A 17,063-nucleotide genomic window follows, 5' to 3' on the forward strand; every position below is an offset into this window, starting at 1 on the left:
TCGGCTTTATAACACAACTCATTAGATTATAAGATGTCTGACTTTTATAGTATAAACCCAATTTCGGTAAAAAAAAATACCATGATGACTATTTAATCTCCCTGTTTACCAATTCTTTCATTATATCTTAACCAAATTCACAAAAAATCCTAAAATTTTTTTGAATTTCATACAAAGAAATTTTATGTTTTCTAGTAAGGATTGGCATATAAATCGATATCAAAATCTGCTTCAATTTTGGAAGCGAATTCTACTAAATGGCTATCTAAATGCAAACTTGGTGAATATCCATCATTAATTTTTATCACGATAACGAAACTGCATTCTAAGCCAAATTCCTCTCTAAGATCATTTATAACAGTAGTTTTCCCCTGTAATTGTCTTATAATTTGCGATATCAGTTCTCCTGTATCAAGAGATTCTTGATACCCGGTACTGAGTTCCCAAGATGTATAGCTTCTAGTTAAGTTTTTCGTTTCATTTATCTTTCTAATGAAGTCACCTTTTTTATAAATTTTTGTTGGGTATATATCCAAGCGTTTTGTAACCTGCTCCAATGGAAAATCATCTGCGTAGATTTTAAAGTACACCTTGATTTCTGTTTGATCCATTCCATTCTCACCTCTTGTGATTCCATTAACCATCTTTATTGAAAGTGAAATCTTCAACTTTTTAACAAATTCCGTTAATCGTCAGAAATAAAAAAAATCATGGCAAACTAAGCCATGATTTTTTAGTGCAATTTTTTCTTTTCTTGAATGTCTTTAATTTTTTGAGGAGTTACATCATCACCATTTGGGTCATAGATTTTAACACCTTCTAGTGTTGTAAGCATGTTAGAACGGAATGTTTTTAAGTATTCAGCTCTTAATGCAGTTTGTTCTTTTGCTTCTGCTTCAGTTAAGCCTTGTTCTTTTTTCTTTTTTGCCAACTCGTTTATGCGATTAAGCTTTTCATTTGAAATCATCTGCATTTTCTCCTTTCCTTCTTCCATTACGGAAATCCCCGAAATATATATGGAAACATAGTTAAGTTATTTATGAAAAATTCATTATAACATAAAGAAGTGCAGCTTTACATTTATCAGCATTATTTGGCAGCGTCTTTGTTCTCATCCATAAACTCTTGATATCTTCTATGAATCGTCGCTTTCGAAAATTCATAGCCTAAACCACGAAGGGTAGACGCAATCTCTGCGAAGGTTAGTCCGTTCTTCTTCAACTTAACCACTTCTTCTACTGGAACTTCCAAGCGGCTTCTTCCTGAATGAACACCTTGATTCCGCAGGTTTTCTGCTGGCTTATAGCCGTTTTCAATCGCTCTGTTCATACCTCTTTTAATCTTAATATTATGTATCTTTCTTTGGTATTCTTCCACAAGACTAACGATTTGCAGCACCATGGAGTCTGCATCAGATAAAACCAGCTCACCTGCATGTGATATGCTGTAAAGCTTTACCTTTTCACGCAAGATGCAGTGCAGTATAGCAATCTTTGCATTCCCCCTCCCCAGTCTTGTCTCATCCTGTATCAAGACGGCTGCGATATTCTCTTCCTTTATGATTTCAAGCAGCTCTAGCAGGCCATCTCTTTCGAGGTCGAAACCGCTTGCCTGTTCTTTAATGATATGACAGACACGAAAATTCTTTTCTTTGGCGAGCTGGAGGAGCTCTTCTTCCTGTCTTACTAAAGAGGTTGCCTGTTCCTCTTTGTCTGTAGATACTCTGCAATATATTACAACGTCCATTTTATAACCACCATTAACAAGTTTTTAATACACAGATGCCGCCTGCAATTTATAAGCAAGCGGCATCTGCAATCCATATTAACATAATATTGTTTATTACTGCTTTAGTCTGCTGCAAGCATTGTGTTCTGCTTTTCTAGCAGGACTGGAATAACCAGCTCTTCTCCTGTTTGAATCTGATTACTGGCAATGTCATTATGGTCTTCCACCCATTTGATAAACTGTTTTTTTGGCATGCTGTATAAACCCTCATATTGATCAGAAATCTCCCATAGGGAATCCCCTTTGCTAACCGTTACCTTTATGTATTTATCTGTATCTGCATGACTGGACTTTAATGCGATGATAAAGCATGTCACTAAGCTGAATATTATAAGTATGATAGAGTATGAATGTTTTCTCCAAATTTTTTCGACCATTGTAAATCACCCTTTATTTAGAATGTACGTTCGCTTATATTTGCATTTTAATACGAACGGATGTTTTGTGTCAACAAAAAAATCAGAACTTATGTTTGTATCGATATTTATTCCATGTTATACTAGCTGTAAGAAATAATAGTCGAGGTGCATACAATGCAAAAGCTATCTAAAAGACAACTAGATATATTGGAATACATAAAAGAAGAAGTCCGCCTCAAAGGCTATCCGCCATCCGTAAGAGAAATTGCGGAAGCTGTCGGACTTGCTTCAAGTTCAACTGTACACGGGCACTTGGCAAGATTGGAAAGCAAAGGCCTAATCAGAAGAGACCCTACAAAGCCACGTGCAATTGAAATACTAGATTTGGAAGAAAACAATATACCAAAATACAACATTATCAATGTTCCTGTTGTCGGTAAGGTAACTGCAGGTTTACCAATCACAGCGATTGAGAATGTAGAAGAGTATTTTCCTCTTCCTGAAAGACTTGCTCCAAGTGATGAACAAGTATTTATGTTGGAAATTATGGGAGAAAGTATGATTGAAGCAGGGATACTTGACGGGGACTATGTAATTGTAAGACAACAGAATTCCGCTAATAACGGAGAAATTGTTGTCGCAATGACAGAAGATGACGAGGCGACAGTCAAGCGCTTCTTTAAAGAAAAGGATTCGATTCGTCTTCAGCCGGAAAACTCTACGATGGAGCCAATTGTCCTTCGTCATGTAAGCATCCTTGGAAAAGTTATTGGCGTATACCGCCATATCCAATAAAAAGAGATGTCGTCCTTAGTGGTCGACATCTCTTTTTATTGGATATGTTCCCGCTGATTAGTGTTTACTCTCTGTAAATGGGGGTAAATTTCTACTATCAAATGATAAAAGGTGATGTAATGCATGATTTAGAGATTAGGATGTTCGTTAAAGAGCTGCAGCATTTGAACCGCGAATATCTTGTCTGTAATAACCCCACAGTCAAAAAGCTGATACTGTCCGATATCCTCTTGTTGATTTCTGTCCTGCCTGCTGTTATATAAACTAGTCTAAAGTGACTGTTAAGACCCTCAATCTTTTTTCCATAGTGTGTTAAAAGGCTGTAAAAATAGAGCTGCCTGTAATACTGAGCCTTGTTTAGCAGGCACAAGGATATTATTTGGGAGACTATTTCTAATTACTAATTTATGAATAGTCTCCTTTAATTTTTATTAATGCCAATCATGGATGTTGAGTATTTTTCGAAAGAAGCTGTCCAGTGTTAAAGTGATTTCTCTTTCATTGTAGATGCTTACAGGCATTGTATCTGCTGTTAATTGAAGAAGCTTTAATTCTTCTGCTATAAATTGATTAAGAATGGGATAAATAACTTCTTGCTTATTTCCACTGGCTTTCTTATTAATCAGCTTAGTGATTTCAGAATGAAGTACGCCATTGTCGTTAACCTCAAAGAGCAGTTGCTGGATATCATTTGGAGGCATTTCTTTATTTCTGTCAATCCACTTGCATGCAAGAATTGATTTCAAGCAATAATAATAAAGCTTTATTGTCCCCGGCTTTTGTTCAAGGTCTTTCCGGTTATTCTTTGCGAGCTGGAGATAATGATAAAAGGCTGTTTTTGTATTAAATGCCTTTTTGTATAGATCCAGCAGCTCGCTTTCAAATTGATTATCTCTTATATACACGATATCCGATTGAAGCCACTCAGCAAGTGATATATTTGATTTGCGCAAAAGTCTTAAAGTTTTAGCCAGCTCCCAGCCGCTTATATCCAAATTTCCAGTCTTATCTTCCAGACTGTCCCTTTTTTTGTCTAATGACAAGTACCATTCCTTCTTGTGCATATAGATAAACCGAACATCATAATCGCTGTCAGAAGAAAATGAACCCTGTGTTCTGCTGCCAGCTTCCACGGCGTACAAAATTTTAATAGCATGCTCTTGTTCGAGCTCTTTCAGCTTGTTCATTATTGTCTCTCTCATTCTTCTCTCCAACCTTTGCAGACATCTACCCAGCCTTTCCCGTTTCCATACAGGAACAACTCATCACATGTCAGTTCAATTGCCGAATTGCTGCTGCCACACGCTGGGAATACAGTAGAGAAACGCTGTAATGATTCATCTAAGTAAACGTCCATGTTTGTTGTCAGTCCAAACGGACAGACACCGCCAATCATATGGCCTGTTTTTTGGAACACTTCATCAGCTGTGAGCATGCGAGGTTTTTCTAAAAAAGCAGCCTTGAATTTTTTATTATCAATTTTAGCGTCACCTGCAGCTACAATAAGCACACCCTCTTCTCCTTTTCGAAAGGAAAGTGTTTTAGCAATTCTGGCAGGCTCTGCATTTAAAGTATCTGCTGCCTCTTGCACGGTTGCGCTTGATGTTTGAAATTCCATGATTTCCTTTTCTTTCTCCCACTTTGCAAAGTGTGTTACAACATTCTCTAATGACATATAAATCCCCCAAAGTTTTTTCATTTATCAATAAATTCAAATATACCATTCTGTGCCCCTTTTTTTCAAACGTCAAACTTCTATACAAAAAAAGCGCAGCCGGCAATTGGCAACTCCGCTCTTTCTATTTCAAACAAAAGTATTGTAGATATTTTCGCATTCTGCTTTTTGCCCTGAGAAGTCTTGCAAGCAAATCAATATCTGCAGATGTCGCTTTAATGACACCCATGACTCTCACCTCCTATATTCCATCATATTAGCAGGTGACTTATCTCATTACAGACTAGAGATATCAGTGCTTAGTCTATAAACCAAGCACTTCCTTAAAATCTTTAAAACCGATTACGTAGCTAAGAATAACAATGGAGCCCATAAACATTAGAAAAAATGCACCTTGCAGATAGGTCTTCATCTGTTTTCCAAGTTTCATTTCGTTCACTCCCTTTTTTGCATATCTTTTCCAATGACATATTCTTATATGCAGTAAAAAGGTTTTTCCCAATTGGAATCATAATTTACAGAGGTAAGAGCAATAATAAAAAAATATTCACGCTGTAAATTGGCTTAACACGCCTAATTTAATTTTCCTGGTAACTGATAAGCTGGCTTACTAAACTATATGAGTGGTGAGTGAACATGATATTCCTTATTCATGACATGCCGACACATACAGAGATTAATGAGGCGAAAAAAAATCTCGCCGATATGACATTAAACCATTGGCTTCACCATGATCTATTTTCTATTCAGTGGTGGATACTTGTTTGTGCCACCATACTTCCCTATTTTATTTGGTGGAAATTAGTGAATAAAAACCGTTTTTACGAGATTTTCACATATGGGCTTTTATGCGGGTGCTTTTCTATTGTCTTAGATATTATTGGGACTGAAATGATGCTTTGGAGCTATCCGGACAAGCTACTCCCATGGATACCGCCATTAATACCAGCGGATCTTGTGATGATTCCGATTACTGCTATGCTTGTATATCAGTATACAAATAAATGGAAAACGTTTATTGCGGGTACCATCATTTGGGCTGTCTTGTTTTCATACATATTTGAACCGTTATTTGTTGCTTGGAAAATGTTTATGCTTGGATCTGTCTGGAAACATAGCTATTCTTTTTTCGGTTTTATCTTCCTCGGCATATTTTTACGACTATTATTTTTAGGGATAAAAAAGGAGCTAATCCAGAGCTTAAAAGACAGCACATAGCGAGTGCATATAAATGATAAAAAGCTGGCATCCTACAATCGAGGTGATTTGTTTTGGAAAACAACAATAACAGCCAAAATGAAGAATTAAAACAAAAACTGGCGAGACAGCAAGCAGAATTAGGCGTTGATATGGATGAGCAAGAAATAAATGGCTTATGGGGTATGCTGGAAACAAAAGAAGAGGATATGCTTCATAAAAAAGACAAATAAGACCTGTCAAAAACAAGAGTTCTATCTCCATTTTTTATAGAACTCTTGTTTTTTTGCTGCAAATATTTCGGTAATGGAAGGTATTCTGCTCTGATATAAAGAATATTTGAACAGTAAGATTATGTTTGAAATATAATGATAGGAGAATACATACTAAATGACTAAATTAACTCTGTACTTCGTACGTCACGGAGAAACACAATACAATATCGAAAAAAGAATGCAAGGGTTTTGTGATTCCCCTTTAACCGACAAAGGTATACAGCAGGCGAAAGCAGTAGGTGCCGGTCTTGCTTCCATTGATTTTAAAGCGGTCTATGCAAGTGAAAGCCAGCGAGTGCTTGACACAGCTAAATTTGCATTAGGTGAAAGAGAGCTTTCTGTATCAACAGATGCACGTCTGAAGGAAATGAATTTCGGTGTTCTCGAATCATTGTTAGAGGAAGAGATCATTTCAGAGCACGGCAATATATTAGAGAGAATATTCTCTATGTCTGATATTGACTTCAGAGTACCAAAAGGAGAATCATTTACCGATTTATTAACAAGAACAAAAGCCGCGGTAGAAGAAATCATTGCAAAACATAAGGACACAGGCGGTAACATCCTGCTATTTTCTCATGGTGTGACAATTGGTTACTTTATCATGTCTGTTGCAAAATTAGAAACCTTCCCACATCATGATAATTGCTGTGTGTCTGTAGTTTCCTATGAAAATGGGAAGTTTACAGTGGAACATACTGCAGATCCTTCCTTCCGTGATAAAGGTAGAGAAATGCTGCAATCTTAACAATTCTTCCCTTTAGGTCAGCTTGTAAGCTGACCTTTTATTTGTGTAAATACCCCTTAAGCAATGCTGCAATTTCCTTAAAATAAGAATCTTGGTGGGGAACAAACTTGTCTTTCCCTATTTTTAAACTCTCCTTGCTTTTAGTTGCTCCAGCTTGCCAAGGGTAAATTTCCATTTCTGCTCTTGTACCTGTACAAAAATTATAAAAGCATTCAAACTCGGTTATTACCATTTCTGAAACTTCCTCTTCTTGTAAATGGAAAGAAATATTATCATTCACGAAATATACATAAATATGACTAAATTCATTATCTGTTAATCGGTCTGTATGAATGATATTCTTGACAATTCCGAGCTTATGTAACTGATCCTTATTTACACTGAAAAAGCCTAATTCCTCTTGAAGCTCGCGCACTCCATTTGCCGGGCTTTCTGTTGCTAATAAATGTCCAGCAGCTGTAATATCATAAAGATTAGGATAATCCTTTTTGCTTTTGCTTCTCTTTTGCAGAAATACATAATGTTTGCTGTTGATTTTCGTCATCAGCCAGAAATGAACCGTTTCATGCCAAAGTCCTTGCGTATGAATATCTGTTCTTGTTGCTACCCCCTTTGCTGCATAGTTCTCGTCAAATACTTTCAACCATTCTTCTGTCATAACACGCTCGTCCAATCTTTATTGTTATCATTACTCTTTATCATATCATTGATTTCCAATTCTTTTCTAGTTAGAATATATATATAACAAATATTAGGAGAATATAGATGAAAAAACGATGGCAGCAAGAACTCTATTCTTTGCTAAAGTGCTTTGTTTTTGCCTTTATTATTGTAGTGATTTGCAGGAACTTTCTGTTTAGTCCAAGTGTAGTTCATGGTGAAAGCATGTCTCCGACTTTCGAGGACGGCAATAAAGTTATCCTGAGCAAAATCAGTGATATTGAGCATTTTGATATGATAGTATTTCATGCACCTGACCAGGATGCAAATTACATCAAAAGGGTTATCGGCCTTCCAGGAGACACGGTGTCAATGAAAGACGACGTTTTATACATTAACGGCAAGGCATACACAGAATTCTATTTAAAGGAAAATAAGCTAGGAGCAACCACAGCAAAGCTGACTGGCGACTTTACACTTGAAGAGGAAACTGGTGAGAAAACTGTTCCGAACAACAGTCTGTTTGTGCTCGGAGATAACCGGCTTAAAAGTAAAGACAGCAGAGATTTCGGCTTTATAAGTGACAAATCTGTTATTGGCAAGGTTGTTTTGCGCATATATCCGCTAAATGAGATCGGACTTCCATAAAAGCAAGGGAGGGCTACTGCCCTCCCCTTGTTATGTTCATCGCTTGAATAACTGCCTGCTCTATTTCCTCGTAGCTCGTACAACGGCAAATATTGGATGACAGCCATTCACGTATCTGCTCTTTTGAAGGATCAGGCACAAGTGTCAGGGCATGGGCATTCATAATAAACCCTGTGGTGCAATAACCGCATTGAAAGGCGAATTGCTCCATAAAGGTTTTTTGGATAGGAGCTTCATGCAGACCCTCTACTGTTACAACTTCCTTGCCGATTGCTTCAACTCCAAGCATAAGACATGATTTCATAGGCTCATTGTCGACAAGCATCGTACATGCACCACAATCACCATTTAAACAGCCTGGTTTGCTGCCTGTTAAATGAAGCTCCTCTCTGATCACCATCAAAAGTGTTTTATTTGGAACAATAGCGACCTGTTTTTCCTCCCCATTAACAAACAGCTTTATTAATGTTTTTTTTGCTGGTATATGCATGCTACATCCTCTCCAAGCTTTGTAAGATTTCCTCGAGCAGATTTCTAAGCACAAATAACCGGTATTCACGAGAACCTTCCACATCATCGAGAATTTCGCCTGGCACAGTTTGAATTGCTTTATTTATTTTTTGCTCAGCACTTAATTCTGCTTCATTTAGTGCAGCCTCCATTTCATTTGAACGAAATGGAAATGCACATAATCCACTGAAAGCAACCCGTATTTTTTGGTCGACCTTTAATGCTGCAGCTGTAATCAGCGGATAACCAGTTTCCCATTGCTGTCGTTTCTTTCTAGTATAAAACGGCTGCTTTCGATACTTTTCTTCCACAAAGGCTTGGACAAAGACTTCCCCTTCCTCTAATAGCATTTTCTGCTTAAATTTTGCCGAAATATATTCCATCCTAATGTCCCGCTCTTTTGCTGTTACGATCAGACTGTCTGCTAAAAGAAGGGGAAGTACAGCTTCCCGATAAAAGATATTGCCGCAAATATTGCCGCCGAGCGTAATTTTATTGCGTGCTGTTCTGTCTGCAACCTCTTTGCTGACCTCTGTCAGCAGAGGGAAAAGGTTTTTGTTCTGAATTTCTGTCAGTGTCACTGCCGCCCCAATCGCAACATAGCCTTCCACTATATCATGGATGTTGACAGCATCTATAGCTTTAATATCTATCGCTGTGTCAAGTGTTATCTCATGCAGGCGCTGCATCGTTATTATTTCTGTGCCGCCCCCAAAAAACAGCGGAATTCCTCCTTCCTTCCGCCTTTCTGTGAAATATTCCGTCGCCTCCAGCAATCGCTCTGGTCTGAAATAATCAAAGATCATTTTTGGCAGTCTCCCTTTTTGTTCTCCAAATTTCCTCAGGAATGAGCGGAAGTCTAACTAGCTCTACTCCTGCAGCCAATGACAGCGCATTAGCTAAAGCTGCAGGAATGCCAATAAGTCCATGCTCGCCTGCTCCCCTTGCTCCAAATGGTGCTTCTAAATGAGGAGTTTTGACAAAGTCAGCGATATATTCTGGATGTTCACCAAACCGGATGGGCCGATATGTCCGCAATTGGGGATTAAGAATCCTGCCGTTTTTGTCAAAATAAAATGCCTCCCTGGCCGCCCATGACAGCCCCATACTCATGGCTCCCTTTACTTGGCCGACTGCGGCCTTGAAATTTAGAACTTCACCAATATCCATTACAGTTACAGCCTTGCGAATTCGATATGTACACTCTCTCGTATTAAAATCCACTTCGACTCCATGAGCTGCAACTGCCCATTCAGGGCCCGGGTTTCCTGCCCCAGTCTCTGGATCTAAATTTGTTAAGCCTCTCAAAATATATTTTCCTCTTGCTACAATTTGCCCGCCGATTGCATTGCCATTCGGATAAACATAACCGTACACAATATCTTTGAAATCCAAGAAGGAATCAGGATTATCTCGCAGATACACCTTTTTATAACCGACCTCGAGATCATCTGCAGGCACACGCATTACTGTTGCAGCAATGGATTTCAACTGTTGAATAGCATCATTTGCAGCAGCTAGCACTGCTCTGCCTGCCATCAATGTTCCTCTGCTTGCCACTGTCTTCCAATGCTCTGGTTCTGTTTGTGTATCAATTGTCATTCGCACATATATATCATTTATATCCATCTTCATCACTTCTGCCAGTATTTGTGCCAGCACCGTTTTCGTGCCTGTGCCAATCTCTACTATACCTGACATAAGGTTAATGCTGCCGTCAGAGTTAAAGGTAAGCACAACACCTGATGCTGCATCAGGACCAATAGTGGAGTTTTTCCAGCTGCAGCTGATTCCTTTTACTCTAAGCACATGCTCCCCTATTCGTTCAACCTGCCCCTTTTCCCAGCCAATCAATGGTCTCAAGCGACTAATACATGCTTCCACATTGCCGACAGTACTTCTGTTTAACACCACTCTTGTTGGCGTTTGATCTCCTGGGCGAATCGCATTAATCTGCCTGAACATCAGTGGGTCCATCTTCAGCTTTTTCGCCAGTAATTCCATTCCCCGCTCGAAGGCAAAATGAACCTCACCATGTGAAAAACCGCGAAATGGTGCTGCATATGGATGGTTTGTGTACACACATAAGCTGTCACAAAATATATTGTCTATTTTATACGGCCCAGTGCAGTCAACTGCCCCTGCCGTTGTCAAATGAGGAGATTTATCTCCGTAAGCTCCGCCATCAAAAATATATTCAAGCTCGGCCGCTTGCAGCTTCCCGTCTGCAGAACAGCCAAGTTTTACTTTTGCTTCTAAACCGATATGAACAGGAGATACAAGAAAATCATCTTCTCTTGTATTAACTAACTTAACGAACCTGCCACCAACTGCTTTGCTTGCAAGATAAGCAAATATTTCAAGCTGCACCGAGGCCTTGCCCCCATAGCCGCCCCCGACAAATGGAGTTTGCACAACAATTTTTCCTGTTGGGATATGAAAGTCTCTGCTGAGGATTTTTTTGACCATATACGGTGCCTGGGAACTCGTCATAATCCGTACGTCTCCGTCAGGCATAATTTCACAAGTGGCGCTTCTTGTTTCCATCGCACTATGGTCTGAAATTGGGATAGAAAAAGACGCTTCCACTATTTCACTACAATCGGCCCAGCCTTTTTCCATATTGCCTTTGCGGATTTTCGTTTTATTAATGATATTTGTCCCTGTAATTGGATATATTCCTGGATCTTTATCGTATTTATCTATGCCCTCATGAATGAGCGGAGCATCTGCTTGAATGGCTGTGAGCGGCGAATTTACGACTGTAAGCGGCTCATACTTAATATCAAGCAGCACCTCAGCATTATTTGCTGCGTCATACGAATCAGCAACAATTAGGGCAACCACTTCACCAGCGTAACGAACCTTGCTGTACGCAAGCGGCGGCCTGTCTCGGACTTCCTCTCCGACATAAGGCAAGCCTTTTCCCAAGACTATTGCACGCACTCCTTTTTGCTGCAACGCTTTCGTTTCATCTATTTTTAATATATTGGCATGTGCATATTTACTTTTGACAAGCTTTACGAACAACGCTTCTCCTGTTGTTGTATCAGCAGTATAGTGGGCATAACCGGTGACTTTGCTTTTCGATTCCTTACGCAATACGCTCTTTCCAATTATATGCAAGTATTTTATACCTCCTTTAAGAAAAGGCAGTAATTTGTACGTCTCTACCCATCTAGTCACTAATGTATATGAACAATTTACTGAAAAAATTAATAAAATGGAGTTTGATTTTGCTTCATGCAGTGTTTCGGCAGTTATATTGACGTTATTGTGATTTTGCTATAATATATGGCTGTACATGATAATCCAAGAGGTTCATAGCAGATACCCTCTATAAAAAACTATGGATACAGGTGAGCTTGCCATGTCCATAAGGATGTGGCTTTTATTTTGCTTAAAAAACCGGCCATATCTATAGATTGCTATTCTCGAGTGTAACGCATAAATGAAATGGAGAGATGAAAAATGTCAGGCAGAAAACATGAAGAAGGTCTTGAGGATTTAACTTTACTTGGTAACCAAGGAACAACCTATCTTTACGAATACAATCCAGAAATATTAGAGTCTGTAGACAACTTGCATGTCAACAGAGATTATTTCGTTAAGTTCAACTGTCCAGAATTTACTAGCTTGTGTCAATAAGGGCACACTTCAGTGGAAACACTGTCGCTTAAACCTCGTGAACTCAGGGAAGGAAGGAAATTCTAATCCTGAGCCAAGCCTCTAAAAACTAGAGGAAGGTGCAGAGACTATCGAAACCATTCAAACAGGAATCGGGTAAAAGTACTGCTTGAAGAAGGAAGTAGAGTACATCCAATCAGGATGGAAGCGCGAGGATGCTTATATTCTACCGTAAGAATATATGTATATGATATAGTCCACCTGCGTTTTATCGCAGAGCCAATTACTGGACAGCCGGATTTCGCTACAATGTATATCAGCTATATTCCGGACAAAAAAATCGTGGAAAGTAAATCATTGAAGCTGTATTTGTTCAGCTTCCGCAATCATGGTGACTTCCACGAAGACTGTGTTAATATTATTATGAACGATCTAATTAAATTATTAGATCCTAGATATATCGAAGTATGGGGCAAATTCACACCAAGAGGTGGATTGTCAATCGATCCATACTGCAATTACGGCAAGCCTGGCACGAAGTTTGAAGAAATGGCTACACACCGTCTTATGAACCACGATCTGTATCCAGAAAAAGTGGACAACAGATAAAAAAATATAGAAAGGATGCAAAAGCTCATGGCTTTTGCATCCTTTTTTCATTTACCAGCCTAGCCGCTTCTTTAGGCTTGTGATATGGGCAAGATGGTGCTTACCGTGCCATGCATAAATTCCGATATTTCTTTTTAATGTTACTTCGCCAGACTCTGGATGAAGAAAGGCTCTGTCTAACTGATCTTGTGATAAAGACCGAAGTAATTGTATTAACCGCAAATGCAAGGAAGCTAGTAATTGTAAGGAAACATCAACCGGCAAAAATGAATCAGGCGTTTCAGCCCATTTATCCTCGGCATACGGTTTAATGACCGGTCTATCCTCTGTTACAGCAAGCTTAAAGCGAGTATATGCGTTTAAATGACTGTCTGCAACATGATGGACAACTTGCCGTATTGTCCAGCCTCCTTCACGATACGGTGTATTTAATTGCTCATCAGTAAGGTCAATTACAGCTTGATGCAATTGTGCAGGCAACTGCTCGATATCATCAAGCCAGGAGGCAATCACATCTTCTGTGTATTCATCATTCCAAGTAAATTGTCCAATTGGATATCGTAAATCTGTCATTATTTCACCTCTTAACTGCTGAATTCAAGTTTGTTTTTCCGTAATATATGTCTTAATACTAGGGGGATTATATGTAAGAAACCTGTCAATTATTACAGCAGGGTCCTCTTCGACTATAGTGATACTTCTGTATTTCTCCTGCAGAAACTCCGCATCAGCCATATGGTTAATAAGCTTGACTAATGGATCATAATAATGATTCGTATTCAAAATGCCGCATGGTTTTTGGTGCAATCCAAGCTGTGCCCATGTGAAAATTTCAAAAAACTCCTCCATTGTTCCAGCACCGCCTGGCAATGTGATAAATCCATCCGCCAGCTCGGTCATTTTTGCTTTTCTTTCATGCATCGATTGCACAGTAATCAATTCGGTTAATCCTTTATGTGCAATTTCTCTGTTTTCAAGAAACTCAGGAAGCACGCCAATCACTGTACCTCCTGCTTCTAATACAGCGTCAGCAACACTGCCCATTAATCCGATGCTTGAACCTCCATAAACTAGCTCTATCTTTCTTTTGGCTAGCTCCATTCCTAATTCTTTTGCTGCTTGTACGTAAATAGGAGAACTGCCATTGCTTGAACCACAAAACACTGCTACTCTTTTCATCATAAATTCCCCCTTACTTAATAAACGGACTCTTCCTCTCTTATTATAAAATGTTATGAGGTGATTAGGAACAGCTATCACTATTTTTACAAAAAACCTTCATAATTTACATAAAGAAGGACGTGCTGACAAAAGCTAATGCTTAGAAGATGGATTTTTTACCAAATTAATTATACATTTTTTGTGAAAAAAGGAGTCTTTCATATGGTCACGCTATTTATAAGATGCGGCATGATACTCTTGTCATGGTCAACAATCTTTTTTTTGCCAAGAAAATCTTTTCTTAAATTTTTGCCAGTAACGATTTTTTCTACTGCCGTCCTGTTAATTGAAGACATGATTGGCCGAACATATAAATTGTGGAAGGTAAAAGGCGGGAAAAAATCAGCAACGAACAATGCCTTGACGTTTATTCTCGGTCCATTTTTCGCAGCAAATTTATGGACGTTTCATTTTACTTACGGAAGGTTTTGGATCTATACCATTTTCAACTTAGTGTTTGATTTACTGTTTGCTTATCCTTTACATTATTTTCTGGATAAAATCGGATTATATAAACTAAAAAAAGTGAAACCAATATTTTTGTTTTATACGGCCTTTGCTTATTCTATGCTGAACTATGGCTTCCAAATATTCCTTGATAAAAATTTCACTGTAAAACAGGAGAAACACTAAAATGCAGTTTCGCTGCCTTCTAGTGTTTCTTTAAGAGCTTAATGTATTAATGATTTTAAATAATCAACATGTTCACGGTCCTTATTTAAAACTTGATGAACTATTTGAAGGCTGTCCTCATCAAGTTTATTGCGAACAAGCTGTTCAGACATTTTTATTCCGTACAAATTTTCACCCTTAATGGCATGTTTAATAATCACTTCATCCCCATTGTCTGGATCAAATAAATTGCCGATAAAGCTTTCTGCCTTGCCGACTACCCCTTCATTCGTGACTGGTTCTCCTCCTAGTTGGTGAATTCTGTCTGAAATGATATGGGCATTTTTCGTATGTTCTGTTAATATGTCTGAAAAGGACTGCTTTAAGGACGTATCTTCTAAGTTCTCAATAAAATGCTCATATGCATGAATTCCCATGAATTGTCCTTGTAGAAACTTATTTAATGTTTTTATCGATTGCTCCGTATTCAAAGTATGTTCACCTCTATTCCACATTTCTCTTTGTTCTACTAGTTAGAATGCTCATTTTTCTCCTTTTCATCCTAATCTGTATTCTTGTCCATTTCCTCTTTTACAGAACTTCATATGATGTTGTATACCTGATGTTCGGAGGTGAGAGGCATGTCAAGAGGTTATGAAGAAAATGGTGGAGGGTATAACAACAGCTTTGCACTAATCGTTGTTCTATTTATTCTTTTGATCATCATCGGTGTATCTTATCTAGGCTAATTAGAAGTAAGCGAAAAATGCCCCGGTCTCTTTAAGACTAGGGCATTTTTTGTTATAGATTTTTCCAGTCACCTTTTAAGAGTTCAGCCTGTATTTCTGAATCAATTTTGCTAAAACCGTGCACAAAAGCATACTCCTGCACCTTTTTCCCAACTGTAGCAAGTGCAAGCTGCGTATAATCAAAATCTGCTACCGTCTTACAATATTTTACAAAGAAATCAATAGACAGCATATTAGGGAAAATGACTGTTTGCCAATCTGTTTCGTTCAGCGTTTTACTCATTTCTTTTTCAAAAGAGAAGTCTAGTCCGATATGATGTGTATGTATAAGTAAATCATCTTCGGAGTATACGTTGCTGTGCTGATAATCATGCCCAAGGAGAACAGCGTGTTGCTCCTTCTGATAGGAAGCAAGATTTGCTTTTATTCCTCTTGCCTCTAATACCTTTCTTGATTTCTCTGATAAATATTCGATTTGCTCTGGAAGGTTTGCTGTTATGCCGCTCTTTGTATATTGCCTGAAAAAGATTTGGATGCTTGTTGGATTTAAAAAAATCAACCGATGTTTCTTCGCAATCAATGAAAATACCTCAATAGGTAACTCTTGCTCCGTGCTTTTCAAAATAGGGAAGGACATTGTCTTTGCTCCTAGCTTCTGAAAGTAAGTCTCCAGCCTGCTTTGCTGTTCTCCGCCTCTTGCAATAATAATAGACTTTTCCATCATATTAATCTCCTTTAAGTGGATATTTCCTATTATATCAAGATGCTTTTTGTTTGAGAGTAAAAAGAAAAATCAGCTCATCGGCTGAACTGATTTTAAGGTGCTCGTTTAATGAGCTTTATATTATCCACCTTCTCTTCCTTAAATGTGATGTATACTTTATCACCTTGTTGGAAGGCTTCTGTTTTATCAATAAGAACAATATCCTTTTCATCATAATTATTTACTGCTGAAAAATGTTGCCCATCCTGTGTTTTGCTGATAATTGTTGCAGAGATTGTTTGTTTTGCTTCATCATTATCTTCTATTACTTTCCTATTATTTTCTGTAATAATTTCCGGCTCTTTATAAACTGACTCTGCCGTTGTTTTTGGAGTAGAGTTAGAGGATAAAGTTAATACAGCTATTATAACGATGGCCGTAGAAATACCAGCTACTGCGTAATAGGAACGATTGCTTTTCAGTTTCATCCTTAAAACTCCTTTTTGTTCATTAAATACCCGTAAAGTATCGTACTAAACAGTTTTGAGTATTTTTAAGGAACAAAAGGCGCGACGATTACATATTTTTACTATATTTTTCATAAAGCTGCCGTGACTTTTCCGGAAGCCATTTTCGTTTTTCTGGATCGGAGTAATAGTGCATAAATGCCTGTTTCTCTTTATTACTAAATGCTGCAGCTGCTTTAAGATGTTCACTGCAAAACCAATAAACTTTATCTGGCTTATCCCATGAAGTAAAGGGGAAAAGCTTATCAGCGCCACGCACTTTACACGCAAGGCCTTCACATTTCTCTCCCTTTAACATCCATGGTCCCTCCCGATAAACATATTATCTTTTAACCTGCTCTCAAAACCCTCAATATATGC

25 protein-coding genes and 2 pseudogenes are annotated in these 17,063 nt (G+C 38.3%); 10 read left to right on the forward strand and 17 right to left on the reverse strand.

Going from position 1 to position 17,063, the window contains the following annotated elements; all coding sequences use genetic code 11:
• Positions 1-191 precede the first annotated feature (191 nt).
• The 4 genes from LXM54_RS05435 to yneA form a co-directional block, all read right to left on the reverse strand.
• The gene (locus LXM54_RS05435) at positions 192-611 is read right to left on the reverse strand and encodes a DUF4279 domain-containing protein (protein ID WP_233314064.1); all 420 of its coding nucleotides are present in this window, start codon (positions 609-611) and stop codon (positions 192-194) included.
• A gap of 122 nt (positions 612-733) precedes the next feature.
• Entirely contained in the window at positions 734-967 is a 234-nt protein-coding gene (locus LXM54_RS05440) for a DUF896 domain-containing protein (RefSeq protein WP_233314065.1), read from the reverse strand.
• A gap of 122 nt (positions 968-1,089) precedes the next feature.
• Positions 1,090-1,746, reverse strand: coding sequence for a YneB family resolvase-like protein (locus LXM54_RS05445; RefSeq protein WP_233314066.1), 657 nt, complete (start codon positions 1,744-1,746; stop codon positions 1,090-1,092).
• A gap of 104 nt (positions 1,747-1,850) precedes the next feature.
• Positions 1,851-2,165, reverse strand: coding sequence for a cell division suppressor protein YneA (gene yneA / locus LXM54_RS05450; protein WP_233314067.1), 315 nt, complete (start codon positions 2,163-2,165; stop codon positions 1,851-1,853).
• A gap of 156 nt (positions 2,166-2,321) precedes the next feature.
• Between yneA and lexA the strand changes: the two genes are divergently transcribed.
• Positions 2,322-2,942: a transcriptional repressor LexA gene (lexA, locus tag LXM54_RS05455; RefSeq protein ID WP_233314068.1), complete on the forward strand. Its 621-nt coding sequence runs from the start codon at positions 2,322-2,324 to the stop codon at positions 2,940-2,942.
• A gap of 119 nt (positions 2,943-3,061) precedes the next feature.
• Positions 3,062-3,205, forward strand: a complete 144-nt coding sequence (locus tag LXM54_RS05460; RefSeq protein ID WP_233314069.1) for a hypothetical protein — start codon at positions 3,062-3,064, stop codon at positions 3,203-3,205.
• Between the two features lie 168 nt (positions 3,206-3,373).
• Here the strand turns inward: LXM54_RS05460 and LXM54_RS05465 are convergent, their stop codons facing one another.
• From LXM54_RS05465 to LXM54_RS27900, 3 genes are all read right to left on the reverse strand, one after another.
• Positions 3,374-4,144: a nucleotidyltransferase domain-containing protein gene (locus LXM54_RS05465; RefSeq protein WP_233314070.1), complete on the reverse strand. Its 771-nt coding sequence runs from the start codon at positions 4,142-4,144 to the stop codon at positions 3,374-3,376.
• On the reverse strand, positions 4,141-4,617 hold the full coding sequence (locus tag LXM54_RS05470) for a YbaK/EbsC family protein (RefSeq protein WP_233314071.1): 477 nt from the start codon (positions 4,615-4,617) through the stop codon (positions 4,141-4,143). The genes LXM54_RS05465 and LXM54_RS05470 overlap by 4 nt, the downstream gene beginning before the upstream one ends.
• A gap of 304 nt (positions 4,618-4,921) precedes the next feature.
• A complete protein-coding gene (locus LXM54_RS27900) occupies positions 4,922-5,047 on the reverse strand; it encodes a hypothetical protein (protein WP_267913293.1) in 126 nt (41 codons plus the stop codon).
• 206 nt (positions 5,048-5,253) lie between these two features.
• Here LXM54_RS27900 and LXM54_RS05475 point away from each other — a divergent pair, with 206 nt between their 5' ends.
• The 3 genes from LXM54_RS05475 (at position 5,254) to LXM54_RS05485 (ending at position 6,837) form a co-directional block, all read left to right on the forward strand.
• Positions 5,254-5,835 carry a CBO0543 family protein gene (locus LXM54_RS05475; protein WP_233314072.1) on the forward strand — a complete coding sequence of 194 codons (582 nt, stop codon included), beginning with the start codon at positions 5,254-5,256 and terminating at the stop codon, positions 5,833-5,835.
• A gap of 53 nt (positions 5,836-5,888) precedes the next feature.
• On the forward strand, positions 5,889-6,047 hold the full coding sequence (locus tag LXM54_RS05480; RefSeq protein WP_233314073.1) for a DUF4021 domain-containing protein: 159 nt from the start codon (positions 5,889-5,891) through the stop codon (positions 6,045-6,047).
• 157 nt (positions 6,048-6,204) lie between these two features.
• Positions 6,205-6,837, forward strand: coding sequence for a histidine phosphatase family protein (locus LXM54_RS05485; protein WP_233314074.1), 633 nt, complete (start codon positions 6,205-6,207; stop codon positions 6,835-6,837).
• 37 nt (positions 6,838-6,874) lie between these two features.
• Here the strand turns inward: LXM54_RS05485 and LXM54_RS05490 are convergent, their stop codons facing one another.
• Positions 6,875-7,495 carry an NUDIX hydrolase gene (locus tag LXM54_RS05490; RefSeq protein WP_233314075.1) on the reverse strand — a complete coding sequence of 207 codons (621 nt, stop codon included), beginning with the start codon at positions 7,493-7,495 and terminating at the stop codon, positions 6,875-6,877.
• A 107-nt stretch (positions 7,496-7,602) separates the two neighbouring features.
• Here LXM54_RS05490 and lepB point away from each other — a divergent pair, with 107 nt between their 5' ends.
• Positions 7,603-8,145: a signal peptidase I gene (lepB, locus tag LXM54_RS05495; RefSeq protein WP_233314076.1), complete on the forward strand. Its 543-nt coding sequence runs from the start codon at positions 7,603-7,605 to the stop codon at positions 8,143-8,145.
• 13 nt (positions 8,146-8,158) lie between these two features.
• On the opposite strand, the gene LXM54_RS05500 is transcribed toward lepB, so the two are convergent.
• Genes LXM54_RS05500 through LXM54_RS05510 form a run of 3 tightly spaced genes read right to left on the reverse strand, consistent with a single transcriptional unit; the run spans position 8,159 to position 11,781 of the window.
• Complete coding sequence (locus tag LXM54_RS05500; protein WP_233314077.1) at positions 8,159-8,635, reverse strand: (2Fe-2S)-binding protein; 477 nt, start codon at positions 8,633-8,635, stop codon at positions 8,159-8,161.
• 1 nt (position 8,636) lies between these two features.
• On the reverse strand, positions 8,637-9,461 hold the full coding sequence (locus LXM54_RS05505) for an FAD binding domain-containing protein (protein WP_233314078.1): 825 nt from the start codon (positions 9,459-9,461) through the stop codon (positions 8,637-8,639).
• The gene (locus tag LXM54_RS05510) at positions 9,451-11,781 is read right to left on the reverse strand and encodes a xanthine dehydrogenase family protein molybdopterin-binding subunit (protein ID WP_233314079.1); all 2,331 of its coding nucleotides are present in this window, start codon (positions 11,779-11,781) and stop codon (positions 9,451-9,453) included. The genes LXM54_RS05505 and LXM54_RS05510 overlap by 11 nt, the downstream gene beginning before the upstream one ends.
• A 345-nt stretch (positions 11,782-12,126) precedes the next feature.
• Between LXM54_RS05510 and LXM54_RS05515 the strand changes: the two are divergent.
• Positions 12,127-12,297, forward strand: a pseudogene (locus LXM54_RS05515) (preQ(1) synthase); the annotation flags it as partial.
• Between the two features lie 264 nt (positions 12,298-12,561).
• Positions 12,562-12,891, forward strand: a pseudogene (queF, locus tag LXM54_RS05520) (preQ(1) synthase); the annotation flags it as partial.
• 51 nt (positions 12,892-12,942) lie between these two features.
• Here queF and LXM54_RS05525 read toward each other — a convergent pair.
• Both LXM54_RS05525 and LXM54_RS05530 read right to left on the reverse strand, forming a co-directional pair.
• The gene (locus LXM54_RS05525) at positions 12,943-13,464 is read right to left on the reverse strand and encodes a YfiT family bacillithiol transferase (RefSeq protein WP_233314080.1); all 522 of its coding nucleotides are present in this window, start codon (positions 13,462-13,464) and stop codon (positions 12,943-12,945) included.
• A 24-nt stretch (positions 13,465-13,488) separates the two neighbouring features.
• The gene (locus LXM54_RS05530; protein WP_233314763.1) at positions 13,489-14,070 is read right to left on the reverse strand and encodes a TIGR00730 family Rossman fold protein; all 582 of its coding nucleotides are present in this window, start codon (positions 14,068-14,070) and stop codon (positions 13,489-13,491) included.
• A 204-nt stretch (positions 14,071-14,274) separates the two neighbouring features.
• Between LXM54_RS05530 and LXM54_RS05535 the strand changes: the two genes are divergently transcribed.
• Entirely contained in the window at positions 14,275-14,745 is a 471-nt protein-coding gene (locus LXM54_RS05535) for a hypothetical protein (protein WP_233314081.1), read from the forward strand.
• A 38-nt stretch (positions 14,746-14,783) separates the two neighbouring features.
• Here the strand turns inward: LXM54_RS05535 and LXM54_RS05540 are convergent, their stop codons facing one another.
• The gene (locus LXM54_RS05540) at positions 14,784-15,215 is read right to left on the reverse strand and encodes a DUF2383 domain-containing protein (protein WP_233314082.1); all 432 of its coding nucleotides are present in this window, start codon (positions 15,213-15,215) and stop codon (positions 14,784-14,786) included.
• A gap of 150 nt (positions 15,216-15,365) precedes the next feature.
• Here LXM54_RS05540 and LXM54_RS05545 point away from each other — a divergent pair, with 150 nt between their 5' ends.
• On the forward strand, positions 15,366-15,473 hold the full coding sequence (locus tag LXM54_RS05545; RefSeq protein ID WP_233314083.1) for a YjcZ family sporulation protein: 108 nt from the start codon (positions 15,366-15,368) through the stop codon (positions 15,471-15,473).
• A 52-nt stretch (positions 15,474-15,525) separates the two neighbouring features.
• Here the strand turns inward: LXM54_RS05545 and LXM54_RS05550 are convergent, their stop codons facing one another.
• The 3 genes from LXM54_RS05550 to LXM54_RS05560 form a co-directional block, all read right to left on the reverse strand.
• Entirely contained in the window at positions 15,526-16,197 is a 672-nt protein-coding gene (locus LXM54_RS05550; protein WP_233314084.1) for a hypothetical protein, read from the reverse strand.
• 92 nt (positions 16,198-16,289) lie between these two features.
• Positions 16,290-16,664 carry a hypothetical protein gene (locus tag LXM54_RS05555; protein WP_233314085.1) on the reverse strand — a complete coding sequence of 125 codons (375 nt, stop codon included), beginning with the start codon at positions 16,662-16,664 and terminating at the stop codon, positions 16,290-16,292.
• An 88-nt stretch (positions 16,665-16,752) separates the two neighbouring features.
• Positions 16,753-17,001 (reverse strand): hypothetical protein, encoded by a 249-nt coding sequence (locus LXM54_RS05560; protein ID WP_233314086.1) that lies wholly within the window; start codon positions 16,999-17,001, stop codon positions 16,753-16,755.
• Positions 17,002-17,063: the final 62 nt, after the last annotated feature.

Origin of the sequence: Bacillus sp. Au-Bac7 (assembly GCF_021341655.1) — a bacterium.
Taxonomy (GTDB): domain Bacteria; phylum Bacillota; class Bacilli; order Bacillales; family Cytobacillaceae; genus Niallia.